We start from the raw sequence: 14,289 nt of genomic DNA on the forward strand, positions 1-14,289 counted from the left end.
AGACCTTAATTTTTAGTTTAATAATTAATTAAGAAACTTTATGCGTCATAGTACATAGTGAATTCATGAGGATGAGGCCTTTGCCTTAGCTGCTGAACTTCCTCGTATTTAAGGTCTATCCAGTTATCAATAAAATCATTTGTAAATACTCCCCCTTCAGTTAAATAGCTGTTATCGCTTTTTAATGCCTCCAATGCATCATTCAACGAAGAAGGAACAGTGTCTATTTTTGATAATTCTTCAGAAGGAAGCTCAAAAAGGTCAACATCAACTCCATCTCCAGGATCAATTTGATTTTTGATCCCATCAATACCTGCCATCATCATTGCTGAGAAAGCTATATAAGGGTTCGCTAATGCATCACCTGATCTGAATTCAAGTCTTTTCGCTTTTGGGCTTGGTCCAGTCAAAGGAATTCTTACTGCAGCTGATCTATTGCCCTGAGAATAAACCAAATTTACTGGTGCTTCGAAACCTGGTACCAATCTTTTATAGCTATTAGTGGTTGGGTTGGTAAATGCAAGGAATGAAGGTGCATGTTTCAGGATTCCTCCTATATACCATTTAGCTGTTTGGGAAAGATTGGCATAAGTTCCTTCTCCGTAAAACAAAGGCTGACCACTCTTCCACAAGCTTTGGTGAACATGCATTCCTGTCCCATTGTCATTGAATACTGGTTTGGGCATAAAGGTCGCGGTCTTTCCATATTTTTTAGCGACATTTCTTACAACGTATTTGTAAATCATCACATTATCTGCAGCGTTAATTAGTGGTGCAAATTTCATTCCCAATTCATGTTGACCTGCCCCTGCGACTTCATGGTGATGTTTCTCAATAGGAATTCCTAATTCGGCCATTAAAAGAAGCATCTCCGATCTCATGTCTTGAGCTGTGTCATTAGGCGAGACTGGGAAATATCCCTCTTTTAGTTGAATTTTGTATCCAAGGTTGCCTCCTTCCTCGACTCTGCCTGTGTTCCAGGGGGCCTCAATAGTGTCAACGCTGTAAAAACTCCCACCTTCTCCAGAGTTATATCTGACATCATCAAAAATGAAAAATTCTGGTTCAGGTCCGAAAAATGCGGAATCAGCAACACTTGTACTTCCTAGATAATCTAATGCTTTTTGAGCCAATGATCTTGGACATCTTGCATATGGCTCTCCGCTCCTTGGCTCTTGAATTGAACAAATCAGACTAAGTGTTTTGTGATGGTAGAAGGGGTCAATCCAGCTTGTGGCTGGATCAGGAACCATTGCCATATCTGATTCGTTTATAGCTTTCCAACCACGAATGGAAGAGCCATCAAAAGCAAGTCCCTCTGAGAAAGAGCTTTCTTCAATGAGTTCAGAAGCTACTGTTAAATGCTGCCACTTACCATGTAGGTCTGCAAATTTTAAATCTATAAGCTCAATGCCCTCATCTTTAATTTGACGAAGAACATCTTGAGGAGTCTTGCTCATGGTGAATTTGATTTCGACAGAGATATTTAATTATGAACGTAATAAGCGTTTGAATCCTTTTTTGTATCAACCAGTACTTTTTTTAGACTTTTAACAGAAAAATTTGATTATTTTCTGAAATTTTTTCATGTTTAGACTGAATCTAGCTAATTCCTATTGCAATCCCTAAAAAAAACACCCAGACTTTGCCCATAGCTGTTTAGGCTCAGAACTATATGAGCTGATCTGTTTTCTTGGCCACACAAATTCTTCCTTCTGTTGATAATCAACATCGCAAAGATTTTGGTCCAACGGTTTCACCTGAAAGGTTATTGCTTGGGCCAGGTCCATCAAATGCAGATCCTGCAGTGTTAAAAGCTCTTTCTCAAACTCCCATTGGCCATTTGGATCCTTTTTATGTGGAGTTGATGAGTGAAGTTCAAGAGTTGCTTAGATATGCATGGCAAACAAGCAATCGATTAACACTTCCCATGAGTGGTACTGGTAGTGCAGCAATGGAGGCAACATTAGCAAATGTTGTTGAGCCTGGAGATAAGGTTCTTGTTGCCATAAAAGGATATTTTGGACATCGACTAGCAGACATGGCAGGTAGGTATAAGGCTAATGTTGCAACTATTGAAAAAAATTGGGGTAATGCATTTTCTCTTGAAGAAATTGAAGAAGCTCTTAAAAAACATAACCCAGTAGTTTTTGCAATCGTTCATGCCGAGACTTCAACAGGTGTTTGCCAACCCATGGATGGTATTGGTGATTTATGCCGAAAATATAATTGTTTACTTCTGGTCGACACAGTAACTTCTTTGGGAGGTGTTCCACTTTATTTGGACGAGTGGAAAATTGATCTAGCTTATAGTTGTAGTCAAAAAGGATTAAGTTGTCCTCCTGGACTAGGTCCTTTCTCTATGAATAAGAGAGCTGAGGATAAAATGAGCAATAGAAAAGATAAAGTACCTAATTGGTATTTAGATGTTTCTTTATTAAATAAATATTGGGGAAGTGACCGTGTTTATCATCATACGGCACCGGTAAATATGAATTTTGGTATTCGAGAAGCTCTTAGATTGTTAGCAGAAGAAGGTCTGGAAGTTTCATGGGATAGGCATCGAAATAATTCTAAATCACTTTGGAATTCATTAGAAGATATAGGTTTGGAATTACATGTTAAAGAAGAATTGCGTTTGCCTACTCTAACAACCGTAAAAATACCTGAAGGAGTTGACGGCAAAGCTTTCACTAAACATTTATTAAATAATTTTGGTATTGAGATAGGTGGAGGACTTGGTGATTTGGCTGGAAAAGTTTGGAGAATCGGTTTAATGGGATATAATTCAACTTCATCTAATGTAGATAAGATAATAAATATCTTTGAAACGGAATTACCTAAGTTTAGATAATAGAATTTTTCTTAGATAAAACTCTTTTATCTTTAAACCAATTCACGATTAATTTTCTTGATTCTTCTTCCATTACGCCTCTTTCAATTAACATATTGTGATGAGCACTTTTATGTTCGGCTAGATTTATAGTTCCACCAAGTGCTCCTCTTTTCGGATCTTCTGATCCATAGATAATGCTCCCCATTCTTGCCTGTATTAATGCGCCTGCGCACATTGGACAGGGCTCTAAATTTACTATCAGTGTGCAATCGTTAAATCTCCAATCATCATTTATCCAAGAAGCTTGCCGGAGCGCTACTAACTCAGCATGACCTAACGGATCCTTCATTGACTCCCTTCTATTGCCCCCATATCCAATACATCTGCCTTTAGTGTCGAGAATGACTGCAGCAATTGGTACCTCACCTTTTTCACCTACAAGTTTTGCTTTAGATAGCAATCTTGTCATCCAAATGATTTTTTCTTTCTGGCTTAGTGAGATAGGCTTTGACAATTTTTTAGATCTTTGGAGAATTATCAAATAAAATGGTTACTTAGAGATTAATCATTTTTTTTTGGTTTGAACTGGATCATCCAATACCACACATAGAGACTTATCTTCTTTGGAACCTTTTGCCTCTCCTCACAACTTAGATTCACAATTGCATTCTTTTCTTGGAGAAGCTTCTAGTAATCTCTGTGATTGGTTAGCTGATTCAAGCAATCAAAGACCAATCCCTGGTTCGTTTGAGTTACCTGAAGTGGCTCCTTCTAAAAAAGGAGTCACTAATGAGGCTTTGTTAAGTGAGCTTCAAATATTGATGAAAGGAGCCTACAGGCCAGCTCATCCTAGAGCTCTTGCTCATTTAGATCCTCCACCGCTCTCGGCATCAATTGTCGGAGAGCTGATCTGCGCAGGTTTGAATAATAATCTTTTAGCAGAAGAATTATCTCCCAGCTTGTCATCACTAGAAAGAAAACTTTGTAAGTGGTTTTGTGAGAAATTAGGTTTTGGTAATTTGTCTGGAGGTGTAGCGGCCAGCGGGGGAAGTTTAAGCAATTTAATGGCATTAGTGATTGCTAGAAATATTGCTGGTCTCGAAAGTGATCCAAATGCCGTTTTTTTTGCAAGTGATGATTGTCATGTGTCGCTATCAAAAGCTGTTCGGATCATGGGCTTAAAGCAGGACTCTTTACAAAAAGTGCCTATTGATGAAAAAGGTAAATTAAATATTTCGTCTTTGGCTTCTATTTTAAAAAAAATAAAATCTCAAGGCAAAAAATGTTTTGCTGTCGTTGCAACTGCAGGAACTACTGTAAGAGGAGCTATTGACCCACTTGCTGAAATTGCACAATTTTGCCAAAAGGAAAATATTTGGCTTCATGTTGATGGTGCAATTGGTGGAATTTATGGAATCTCAACAATCACCTCAGAGCTTACTAAAGGTATAGGTTCTGCTGACTCCGTAACTGTTAATCCTCAAAAATTATTAGGTATAGTAAAGACCTCTTCTTTGCTTTTAGTAGCTAATAAAAATCATCTTTCTTCGGCTTTCTCTACTGGATTACCTTATGCTGAACCTCTAACTGGGAATGACTCACATGGAGGAGAACTTGGAATTCAAGGCACACGATCCGCTGAGGCATTAAAATTGTGGATTGGGTTAAGACAATTAGGTGAGGAGGGTATTCAAAAAATATTGTTGGATGCAATCAAAAGAAGAAGTTATTTAGAATCAATTATTGATTCTTCAAAATTTAAAATAATTTCAGGTCCACTTCATCTGATGGCTTTTACCCCAAACAATTATAACTCTTCTCAAGCTTGCGATTGGTCTATTAAAACAAGAAACTATTTGTTAGCAAGTAAGTTTATGCTTTCAAGACCAATGTATGGTGAAAAGTATTATTTAAAAGCTGTTTTGGGTAATCCAAATACTCAATTTGAAGATTTAAATCTACTGGCTAACATTGTTAATAATTCAATTAGTTGATTTAAAAATGAAGAATCCATTTTCTAATAATAAAAACATGATAGCTTCAATAACAGCAATCATTTCAATTCTAATCGGACTAGTTTATTTGGGTTTAGTTTTCGCTTTGGATTTTAGAGGACCGATGAATCCTCCCCCCTCGGAGGCCTTGATTTCGGCGGTAACTTTTTAAAGTTTTTAACTACTACGGGATCGATTACCCTTTCATAAGCTCTTTTAATAAAACTTTTGAAATACTCATCTCTTTTGTTTAATTTGTAATGATATTCAACAACTTCTTGAATACCTCCATCTCCCCAATTTTGATCTTGTTGAAAATAAGTTATAAAACTTGCTCCTGCAATTCTAGTAAGCCAAGATACACTTATACCCTGAATTACTTTGCTAACAACTACTGTTGGTAGTGATAAACTTAATGTTGAACTTATTAGAGATACTCCACTTTTTACTAACCCCATAGTGACAAGTATTTTCCCGACAGATAATGCCAAATTCTTTGCTCTTTCCTTTGTGATTTCAACCCCATGGATTTTGGCTATTTCTATTACCATTTGTGCATTTACAGCTGCAGCGGCGATCATATCGATAATCGGTAATGGCGTTAGTAGTAATATTCCGCTACTAATCCATCCATACTTATCAACACATTTTTTAGCTGATTGACTTCTTTGCTTAATTAATAGTTTTTTTCCTTCCTTTCCAAGATTACTGCATTGAAGTAAAATATTATCTGCAATTAATTCTTCACCTTCTTCGTGCAATATATTTGCTAATCTTCTAATAAGATTATTAATTTCTGGATCTGGTTTATATGGCTTCCCTCCCGGTATCGCAATTGTCTGAGGCGAAGCGGATGTACAAATAATATCTTTTGATTCAATAAAACCGTTACATCTAGAATTAAGAATTTCAATTAATCTTCTTTCTTCATTTTCTCCTCTTAAATCTATTTTATTAAGTACAAGCAAAAGTCTTTTCCCAAGCCTGGATAAATTCTTAATTGTTTTAGTCTCCGCAGAACGTAAATCCCCTTCGATAACAACTAACATTAAATCAGCTTTTTGAGCTTGGATTAAGGCACTCTTTTCTCTCTCCCTACCATCTTGGCCGGCTTCTAATATTCCTGGAGTGTCAATAATTCTTATCCCTCTATTAAGTCCCCTAAGTTTAAGTCTAAATGATTCTTTCTTTTTGGTTGAGCCCATTTCGGGACTAACTTCACCAACAATTTTTTGTAGTAAAGCTCTGATTAGCGACGTTTTGCCACTTGAGCCGATTCCAAAAACTACTAAAATAATATCTCCTCTTTCTAACTCTAATGAAACTCTATTCCTTTCATCCTCTAATGCTTTAGCTTGAACTTTGTTATTAATTAAGTTTATTAAATTATCAATACTTTTTAATGATTTTCCTGCAGCTTGCTTCTTACTTATTAATGAAAAATCTGGTAATTTATTTTTATTACTATATTTGATCAATGGTTTGAGTGTGTTTTTAAACCATCCTATTTTTTTGTAATAACTCAAGCCTCCTATTATTAGCAACGTAATTATTATTGATGGTATATTTATTAATCTAATTATGGCTCCAACTAATCCTATAATTATTAAGCTAATTAATATTATTAATATATAAAATATTATTGTTTTTGAAGTATTAATTTTCATGCGATAATTAGTATGATCTAGGTATTTATTTTTTTATTGATTTTTGTAGAATTATCTTCAGTCTTGATTATATCAATTAAAAAACATATTACAGCTATATTTATTGATATATCTGCTACATTAAAAATAGGGAAATTAATGGGTACTATTTCTATGAAATCTAGTACATATCCTCTGAATAGTCTATCTATTCCATTGCCCACTGTTCCACCAAGGAGGTATGCAAGTCCAATTGAATTCCAATATGATTTAGGCGGATAATTTGTCATGATACTGATTATTAATAATGAAGCTAAAGCACTTATAATAGTAAGAAGTGTTGTTGAATTACTAAATAGACTAAACGCAGCACCTTTGTTTTTTACAAGAGTTAAATTTAATAAATTAGGAATTATATTGTAAGATTTTTCAAAACCTAATGCAGTAAATACTAAAAATTTGGTAATTTGATCTATTAAAACAATATAAAAAGAATAAATTATTGTTTTTCTTCTTTTATTCTTTGAGAAGTTCATTTCAGTATTAGTACTCGTTTTAGTAATATTGAGAGTAGACTTATTGCAAAGCATAGCAATAATTGAAGAGGAAAAGGTAAAAAAGTATTTATTAAAATCAGATCTAGTAAATTTTCTGTCCAGTTAGCGAATATTTTACCAAAAATCAAATAAATAATACCTATTACATGTAAAATGCATAATGAAAAGCTGGTATAAAGAGAATAACTTATTAAATTAACTTTTGCACCTTGTTTAGATAAAAAGCCACAAGTCCAAGCCGCAGGAATAAATCCTAATAAGTATCCAAATTCATGAGTTAAAATATATCCTATACTTCCTCCTCCATGAAAAACGGGTAAATAGAATAGACCTATAATAAGATAGCAAACTCCACATATTGTTCCTATTTGTGGCCCACAGAGAAGCGAAGTTAAAAGAATACCTTGTATTTGCCAATTGCTATTTAGAGGGATAATTGAGAGTGATAGGTCTTGTTGAGGTAAAATTATAGATGCTGGTATCATTGCGCATACTATGATTAACATTACGCCTGTTATTACTTTTATTGAACTACTAAATATTTGCAAAGAATTTAATTGTATATCTTATATAGTATTATTTACAAATTGGTTGAGATGTCAATAAAATCATTAAAAACCTATTAATTGTTCTTGAAATTCTTTGAGCATAATGAAATTTTCAATCGGGAATAAGGTCTCCTTGCAAGTTCCTATGCCATATTTGAAAACCGTAGATACCATATCTACGTTAAGGCCACCTGATCTTGTGTCACTGGATGAGGTTGGAATGATAATAGGAATAAGACCAAATGATTTTTTAGAAGTTAAGTTTAGAAGGGGAAATTTCTTAATTCCTTCTGAAAGACTTAAACTAATTGAAAAAGGATAACTGATATTTAAATTATTTATTCCAATCTTTCCTGATTTTCTGAATCACTTCTTTATTGCTGCAAACACTTAATGAAGGGTTCCTCAAATATGTTTTTGCAGCATCATTTATCTGTTTACTACTTACATTTTCTAGTCTTAACAACACTTCTTTATCGTAATCTTTACTAAGTCCTAATCCTAAAAGATGAGCCTTATGCTCTGCTCTTTGATTAATACTTTGCAAAGAGTGAGCGATTTGACTTTTATATTTTATTTTTAAAAGGACCAACTCCTCCTCTGATATTTCTTTATCAATAACTTTCCCCCAACACTCTTTTAGTAGTTTAAGGGTAAGTATTGCTTTCTCTTCTGTAGTAGAGGCATGCATAATAAATGGTGCCTGCTTTTCACGAATAGGATGATATACACCTGCCTCATAAACTACGCCATATTGTTCTCTTAGGACCTTAAATAACAAACTTGACATACCATAACCAAAGTAACATGACAATAATCTAAGAAAAATGTCAGCCTCATTATCATATTTAATCGTTGCTTTCCCTAAAAGAAGAATGACTTGCTGTGTATTTATTGATCGTGTGCAAATTTTGCTTTTTTGTTTAGCTATATTTTCTAATTCATTATTATTAAATCTAACTCTTTGATCTGTAATACTTTTACTATTTTTCTTAAATTCGATTAATCCTTCGATATGACTATCAATATGATTAGGGAAATTTCCACTAATGACTAGATTTTTATTTCTATGAACTAATGAATTAGCTATGTTAACTATATCCTCTCTCTTTATTTGATTTATATGATCGATTAATCCAAGTGGATCATGACCATATGGCCCATCAGCGTATACCATTTCCCTCCATCCATCAAATGCTAATTGGTAGGAACTCTCCTGTTGTCTTTTGATTGCATTTATAGTGAGATTTTTTTCTAATTCTATTTGGTTTAATTCAAGTAAAGGTTTTGTGATCATCCAACCAATTAGTGGAATAAGTTTATGTGCATCAGATTTAATACATTTAAGACTTATTAGAAGACCATCTTGATATGTATCACAATTTAAATTTGCTCCAGCACTTTCTACTATTTCAGCTAATTGATTATTATTGTATGGCCCACACCCTCTGATTATTGTAGAGCTTAAAATTTGATGAATTCCTTTTTTTTCTGGCGGATCAGCTCGACTACCGTCTTCTATCCATAGCTTTGCAACCATTATATTTCTGCTATTACTCTTGTCTAGGATTAGATTCATATTTATTTTTCTGGTTCAGCTATTAATGTAAATGAATTGCCTGGATTAAATAAAGGAAGAATTAACTCATTTATGCGATTATAGGTCCAATAAGATATATCTTTTATTGATTTTGATATAGATTGATGACGTCCCCATAGAGCATGATTTCCTGAATTTGATGCTATTTGATTACTTAACTCTAGGCCAAAGTGAATATTGTTTCTGACTAACTTTTTTGCACGATCTAGATCTTTGTTAGTTAATATATTATTTGTTAATTCTTTAAGAATTACGTTGAGTTCACTTTCAGCCATTTTAAGATTTTCTAATGGACAACATATATCTAAAAGAATCAATCCTCCTTCTTCAAGAATTTGTAAATCCATTTCTATTGATTCGATAATTCTTTTTTCTTCTCTTAATTTTTTAACAACAAGGCTACTTTTGCCTTCGCATAACATAGTTGTAGCAATTTCAGCTCCTAATATTAATAGCTGTTCTCTAGCTGGAGGAAGTTTCCATGCTTTCAATATTCTTCCTCCCTCAAGTCTCGGGATAAATTCTTTTTTATAACCTTTGTTAAAAGTAATTTCCTTATTTTGTTTCTTTTCTTTAGGAGTTTCTTTTAAATCTTTAAGTTTACTATTGTTAATAATCGAATTAATCTCGCTTGGTACCTCTCCAGCTATACAGAGAGTGCAGTTTTTGCCTATATAATAATTCTTGTGAAAAAGCTTCATTTCTTTAGGCATTATATTTTTAACCGTCTTCTTATTACCTAAAATAGATCTTGAATATCTATGAGGTGAGAAGCATTCTTTTAATAATTTAGTATAAATAATTTCATCTGGTTGGTCTGAATTTTGTGCAATTTCCTCTAGAACTACTTCTTTTTCTATTTCAAATGCTTTTGTTTTAATTTCAGGGAATAATACTAATTCTAATAGGAGTTTTAATGCTTCTTCTATATTTTCTGGTGGGACTAGAATGTGATAATGAACATCATCAAGACCAGTTGCAGCATTACTACTTCCGCCAAGTGATTCAATCTTTAAGTCGAACTCACCTTCTTTAAGATTTTTGCTACCTTTAAATATCATATGCTCTAAAAAATGAGCCATTCCTTCCTCCCCTTTTATTTCATAATTGCTTCCTGCTTTGCACCAAAAGTCAATACATGTCAATGTTGAGTCTTCCATCTTGGCCACAACACATGTTGCCCCATTAGCTAATGTCCAGTGAGTGACTTTCATTCCAAGCGTTTTAGGAAGGATAATTTTATGTTATATGAATATAAACTAATTAGATTTGTAATCTCCAAAAAAAGCGATTATTTTCAATTTCCTAAATCTTAAATTGATCAATTCAAGATTTAGGAGAATTTATATATGTAGTCTATATTATATACAAACCAATTCATTAGTAATTTGAATGATTATATATAATTTTTCATCTTAGTTGTATCCTAAACTTAGTACCAAGTTCGTTTCCTTTGCATGAAAATTTCTTTTCAGCCTATTTAATCATATAATATTTCATAGTTATATCTATAAAATAAACAGTTTTATGATTCTTAGTCTAACCATTTTATCTTGAGTTCCTTGTTTTGAAGTCAGTTTTTAGCACTCAAACTAAATTGAACCCTCTTTTGCTTGAGTCTATCGAACTTATCAAAAATAGAATTAATTCCTTAACTGATGTTAAATCTCTAAGCTTTGATCCAAAATTTAATGAGATTTGCAGAAATCTAAATAAGGAGGAGTTATTCATCAAAAACGAGTTTTATCAGGCAAAGGGGTTTAGGAAAATTCATTTGGAAGTTGCAAAGCTTGGAAAGTCATTGCAGATCCTTCATTGTGTGTTTTTCCCTGATCCATGTTATGAACTTCCAATATTTGGGGTCGATTTGGTAATGAGTTCTAATAATATTTCAGCCGCTATTGTTGATTTGTCGCCTGTGGGAAAACAATTGCCAGCTTTTTTGATTTCTCAATTGGAAGCATTACACATACCCCATTTTAAAGAACCTAGGATTCTTCCAGATTGGGGATGTATTTTTTCACCATATGTATGTTTTGTTCGCCCAGTTGACTTCTTAGAAGAAAAGTTATTTTTACAACTTATTGATCATTATTTATCAATTTTATCATCTTTAATTGAAATTGTAAGAAAGGATGAAATCAATTCATCAGATACTATTGATAGATTTGAATATCAAAAGCGATATTGTTCAAATCAAAAACTTAATACAAAAACAAAAGTTATTTTATCTAGATTTTTTGGCTCATCTTGGGCAGTTGAATATATAGATAAAATTCTTTTTGAGTGTTGAATATGTTAGGAAAGTTCTCTTTTAAATCTTTTCTTCTTACCTGCATAACACCTTTGTGTTTGTGTTGTATTAATGGATGTAGTAATAAAGTTTATAAAAATGATAAACTTTCAGATAATAAAGTAATTGCAGAAAAGATTGAGGGTGTAGCAGCTTTAGGTCAATTAAATCCTTTTGGTGAGGTAAGGAAATTAGCAGCGCCCACTAGTGGCAAGGGTGGAACACCAAGATTATCTAAATTATTTATTCAGGAAGGTGATTCGATTGTTAAAAATCAAATTTTAGCTATTTTTGATAATCGACCTAAACTTAAGGCCGATTTGGCAATCGAGAAAGCTAATTTAAATATATTGATGAATGAAATTAGAATACAAAAAAGAGAAATCAACAGATATCAAAACCTTGTCGATAAAGGTGTAGTCGCATTTATTGTTTTAGATAAGATGAAGGATGATCTACTTATTTTAGAAGCGCAAAAGCTAAAGATTAAATCTGCAATTAATTCAATTAACTTTGACTTAGAACAAACTCAATTAAAAAGTCCGATTGATGGAATTGTTCTGCAAATTTTAGCTCGAGAGGGAGAGAGACCCAATTCATCTGGCGTTCTCAATGTTGGCGCTAATCAATTAATGGAAGCACTTATTGAAGTGTATGAATCTGATATTAATAGAGTTGAAATTGGCCAAGTTGTTGATTTGATTAGTGAGAATGGGGGATTTAATGGTTCCTTAAGAGGTCAAGTAATTTTGATTAGCCCACAAGTCAGACAAAGAAGAGTTCTTTCAACTGACCCTACTGGAGATGCTGATTCAAGAGTTGTTGAAGTTAGAGTCAAACTTAATAACTCATCTGCTAAAAAAGTTTCTCATTTGACTGGAATGAAAGTAATTGCTCGTTTTCAGCCATAGTGAGAGTAAAAGATTTTTTTGAAAAAAGAAAAATACCTCTTGCTTGGCTTTTGCTTACAAGACAACCTTTAAGAATATTGGTTGCTATTGCAGGAATATCTTTTGCTGGAATATTGATGTTTATGCAATTGGGTTTTAGAGATGGTTTGTTTGATGCAAGTGTTACTGTTCATAAGTTGTTTGACGCAGATCTTGTTCTAATTAGCCCTCGCTCAAAAAGCTCCATAAGTATGAGTGGGTTCCCTCGCAGAAGATTAGTTCAAGCAATGGCACATGAGGCTGTTATCGGGACAACTGCAGTTAATTGGAATTTTCTTCTTTGGCGAAACCCTGAAAACTTATCGACAAGATCTATTCTTGCTTTGGGCTTTGAGCCAAGTAAACCGCTTTTAGTTGATGGTGATTTTGGAAGAAAAGCCGAAACCCTTAAAAATAAGGGTAGAGTTTTGTTTGATAATCTTTCCAGAGATGAATTTGGCCCTATTTCAGAATGGTTTAATGCTGGGCGTTTGGTAGAGACTGAGGTTGCTGGTAAGAGGGTAAGAGTCTCAGGCATAGTTAGCTTAGGACCCTCTTTTGGAGCAGATGGTAATTTAATAACTAGCAATGAAACATACTTAGGATTATCGCCAGGAAATCCTCAAGGAAGTATTGAAATCGGCTTAGTAAGGTTAAAGAAAGGCACTAATGTTGACAAAGTAGTTAGATCTTTGAATTTAAGTTTGCCCAGTGATGTTAAGGTTATGTCCTTAAAATCTTTCATAGATTTTGAGAAGAATTATTGGAAAAGTAGTACATCTATTGGCTTCATTTTTACATTGGGAGCAGCAATGGGATTTATTGTCGGGTGTGTAATTGTTTATCAGATACTTTATAGCGACGTCAGTGACCATTTGCCAGAATACGCAACCTTAATGGCAATGGGATATAACTTAAGGAGTCTTGTAGGGGTTGTAGCAAGAGAAGGTTTTATTCTATCAATTATGGGATATATTCCTGCTTATATTTCAGGACAAGCTTTGTATGCGTTGGTTAGATCATCAACTAAATTGCCTGTTGAAATGAGCTTTAGTAGAGCGTCTATTATTTTTTTCTTAATATTATTTATGTGTATGGGGTCTGCATTGGCGGCTATGAAAAAACTGGCAGATGCTGATCCTGCTGAAATATTTTGATGAATAAATTTAATATTTAAATTAAGTAATTTATGAATAACTCTAATACAAATGCTTTGAAAATTATTTCTTTGAATCATTGGTATGGTCAAGGAAAAATGAGAAGGCATGTTCTTCAATCTATATCGATGGAAATTTCTCCTGGTGAAGTCGTTTTACTCACAGGGCCATCTGGTTGTGGCAAGACTACGCTTCTTACTTTGATTGGAGCACTTCGTAAAGTTCAAGATGGTGATCTTAAGGTGCTTGGGAAACAGCTTTATGGTGCTAGCAGAAAAACTAGGCAGAATCTTAGAAAGAATATTGGCATGATTTTTCAAGGTCATAATTTATTGAGATGCCTTACCGCTGAACAAAATGTACAAATGGGTGCTGATCTTTTAAAAGGATTTTCGTATAAGGCTCGGAGGGCTCAGTCTAGAGAATGGCTTAGAGCGGTTGGATTAGAAGATCACATATCCAAGCTCCCGCATGATTTATCAGGCGGCCAAAAACAGCGTGTAGCAATTGCTAGAGCTCTTGCTGCAAGACCTAAATTATTATTGGCTGATGAACCAACTTCTGCATTAGATAGTTCAACCGGTAGAGAAATTGTTGATTTATTAAAAAAACTAGCTTTAGAACAATCCTGTTCAGTCTTGATGGTTACTCATGATCCGAGAATATTAGATGTAGCAGATCGTCTCTTAAGAATGGAAGATGGCCAATTATTGCCCTCTGTTTAGTAAA

Annotated in this window: 14 protein-coding genes; 7 read left to right on the plus strand and 7 right to left on the minus strand. The window is 33.7% G+C overall.

The annotated features are described in order from the left end of the window. Positions 1-38: 38 nt before the first annotated feature. On the minus strand, positions 39-1,460 hold the full coding sequence (gene glnA, locus AC6EJB_RS00760; RefSeq protein ID WP_498491761.1) for a type I glutamate--ammonia ligase: 1,422 nt from the start codon (positions 1,458-1,460) through the stop codon (positions 39-41). A 233-nt stretch (positions 1,461-1,693) separates the two neighbouring features. On the opposite strand from glnA, the gene AC6EJB_RS00765 reads away from it, so the two are divergent. Next, positions 1,694-2,854 carry a pyridoxal-phosphate-dependent aminotransferase family protein gene (locus AC6EJB_RS00765; RefSeq protein ID WP_498491762.1) on the plus strand — a complete coding sequence of 387 codons (1,161 nt, stop codon included), beginning with the start codon at positions 1,694-1,696 and terminating at the stop codon, positions 2,852-2,854. Here AC6EJB_RS00765 and AC6EJB_RS00770 read toward each other — a convergent pair. Beyond that, positions 2,847-3,305, minus strand: coding sequence for a nucleoside deaminase (locus tag AC6EJB_RS00770; protein ID WP_498492939.1), 459 nt, complete (start codon positions 3,303-3,305; stop codon positions 2,847-2,849). The genes AC6EJB_RS00765 and AC6EJB_RS00770 overlap by 8 nt on opposite strands. A 154-nt stretch (positions 3,306-3,459) precedes the next feature. Here AC6EJB_RS00770 and AC6EJB_RS00775 point away from each other — a divergent pair, with 154 nt between their 5' ends. Further along, positions 3,460-4,830: a pyridoxal phosphate-dependent decarboxylase family protein gene (locus AC6EJB_RS00775; protein ID WP_498491763.1), complete on the plus strand. Its 1,371-nt coding sequence runs from the start codon at positions 3,460-3,462 to the stop codon at positions 4,828-4,830. Between the two features lie 113 nt (positions 4,831-4,943). Here the strand turns inward: AC6EJB_RS00775 and AC6EJB_RS00780 are convergent, their stop codons facing one another. Genes AC6EJB_RS00780 through AC6EJB_RS00790 form a run of 3 tightly spaced genes read right to left on the minus strand, consistent with a single transcriptional unit; the run spans position 4,944 to position 7,518 of the window. Then, positions 4,944-6,497 (minus strand): YcjF family protein, encoded by a 1,554-nt coding sequence (locus AC6EJB_RS00780; protein WP_498491765.1) that lies wholly within the window; start codon positions 6,495-6,497, stop codon positions 4,944-4,946. A gap of 17 nt (positions 6,498-6,514) precedes the next feature. Next, positions 6,515-7,012, minus strand: a complete 498-nt coding sequence (gene lspA, locus AC6EJB_RS00785; protein ID WP_498491766.1) for a signal peptidase II — start codon at positions 7,010-7,012, stop codon at positions 6,515-6,517. Then, the gene (locus AC6EJB_RS00790) at positions 7,009-7,518 is read right to left on the minus strand and encodes a biotin transporter BioY (protein ID WP_498491767.1); all 510 of its coding nucleotides are present in this window, start codon (positions 7,516-7,518) and stop codon (positions 7,009-7,011) included. Before AC6EJB_RS00790 ends, lspA begins: the two co-directional genes overlap by 4 nt. 166 nt (positions 7,519-7,684) lie before the next feature. Between AC6EJB_RS00790 and AC6EJB_RS00795 the strand changes: the two genes are divergently transcribed. After that, entirely contained in the window at positions 7,685-7,903 is a 219-nt protein-coding gene (locus tag AC6EJB_RS00795) for an NAD(P)H dehydrogenase assembly family protein (protein WP_498491768.1), read from the plus strand. 12 nt (positions 7,904-7,915) lie between these two features. Here the strand turns inward: AC6EJB_RS00795 and AC6EJB_RS00800 are convergent, their stop codons facing one another. Together AC6EJB_RS00800 and AC6EJB_RS00805 are read right to left on the minus strand one after the other, a co-directional pair. Then, positions 7,916-9,160, minus strand: a complete 1,245-nt coding sequence (locus AC6EJB_RS00800; RefSeq protein WP_498491769.1) for a M16 family metallopeptidase — start codon at positions 9,158-9,160, stop codon at positions 7,916-7,918. A 2-nt stretch (positions 9,161-9,162) separates the two neighbouring features. Further along, positions 9,163-10,395: a M16 family metallopeptidase gene (locus AC6EJB_RS00805; RefSeq protein ID WP_498491770.1), complete on the minus strand. Its 1,233-nt coding sequence runs from the start codon at positions 10,393-10,395 to the stop codon at positions 9,163-9,165. A gap of 353 nt (positions 10,396-10,748) precedes the next feature. Between AC6EJB_RS00805 and AC6EJB_RS00810 the strand changes: the two genes are divergently transcribed. The 4 genes from AC6EJB_RS00810 to AC6EJB_RS00825 are packed head-to-tail and all read left to right on the plus strand — an operon-like array spanning position 10,749 to position 14,285. Further along, positions 10,749-11,474, plus strand: a complete 726-nt coding sequence (locus AC6EJB_RS00810) for a phycocyanobilin:ferredoxin oxidoreductase (protein WP_498491772.1) — start codon at positions 10,749-10,751, stop codon at positions 11,472-11,474. Between the two features lie 2 nt (positions 11,475-11,476). Next, positions 11,477-12,385, plus strand: coding sequence for a lipid ABC transporter permease (locus AC6EJB_RS00815; RefSeq protein WP_498491773.1), 909 nt, complete (start codon positions 11,477-11,479; stop codon positions 12,383-12,385). Further along, entirely contained in the window at positions 12,385-13,560 is a 1,176-nt protein-coding gene (devC, locus tag AC6EJB_RS00820; RefSeq protein WP_498491775.1) for an ABC transporter permease DevC, read from the plus strand. The genes AC6EJB_RS00815 and devC overlap by 1 nt, the downstream gene beginning before the upstream one ends. 32 nt (positions 13,561-13,592) lie before the next feature. Next, complete coding sequence (locus AC6EJB_RS00825; RefSeq protein WP_498491777.1) at positions 13,593-14,285, plus strand: DevA family ABC transporter ATP-binding protein; 693 nt, start codon at positions 13,593-13,595, stop codon at positions 14,283-14,285. The last annotated feature ends 4 nt before the right edge of the window (positions 14,286-14,289 follow it).

This window comes from Prochlorococcus sp. G4PB17 (genome assembly GCF_059772445.1).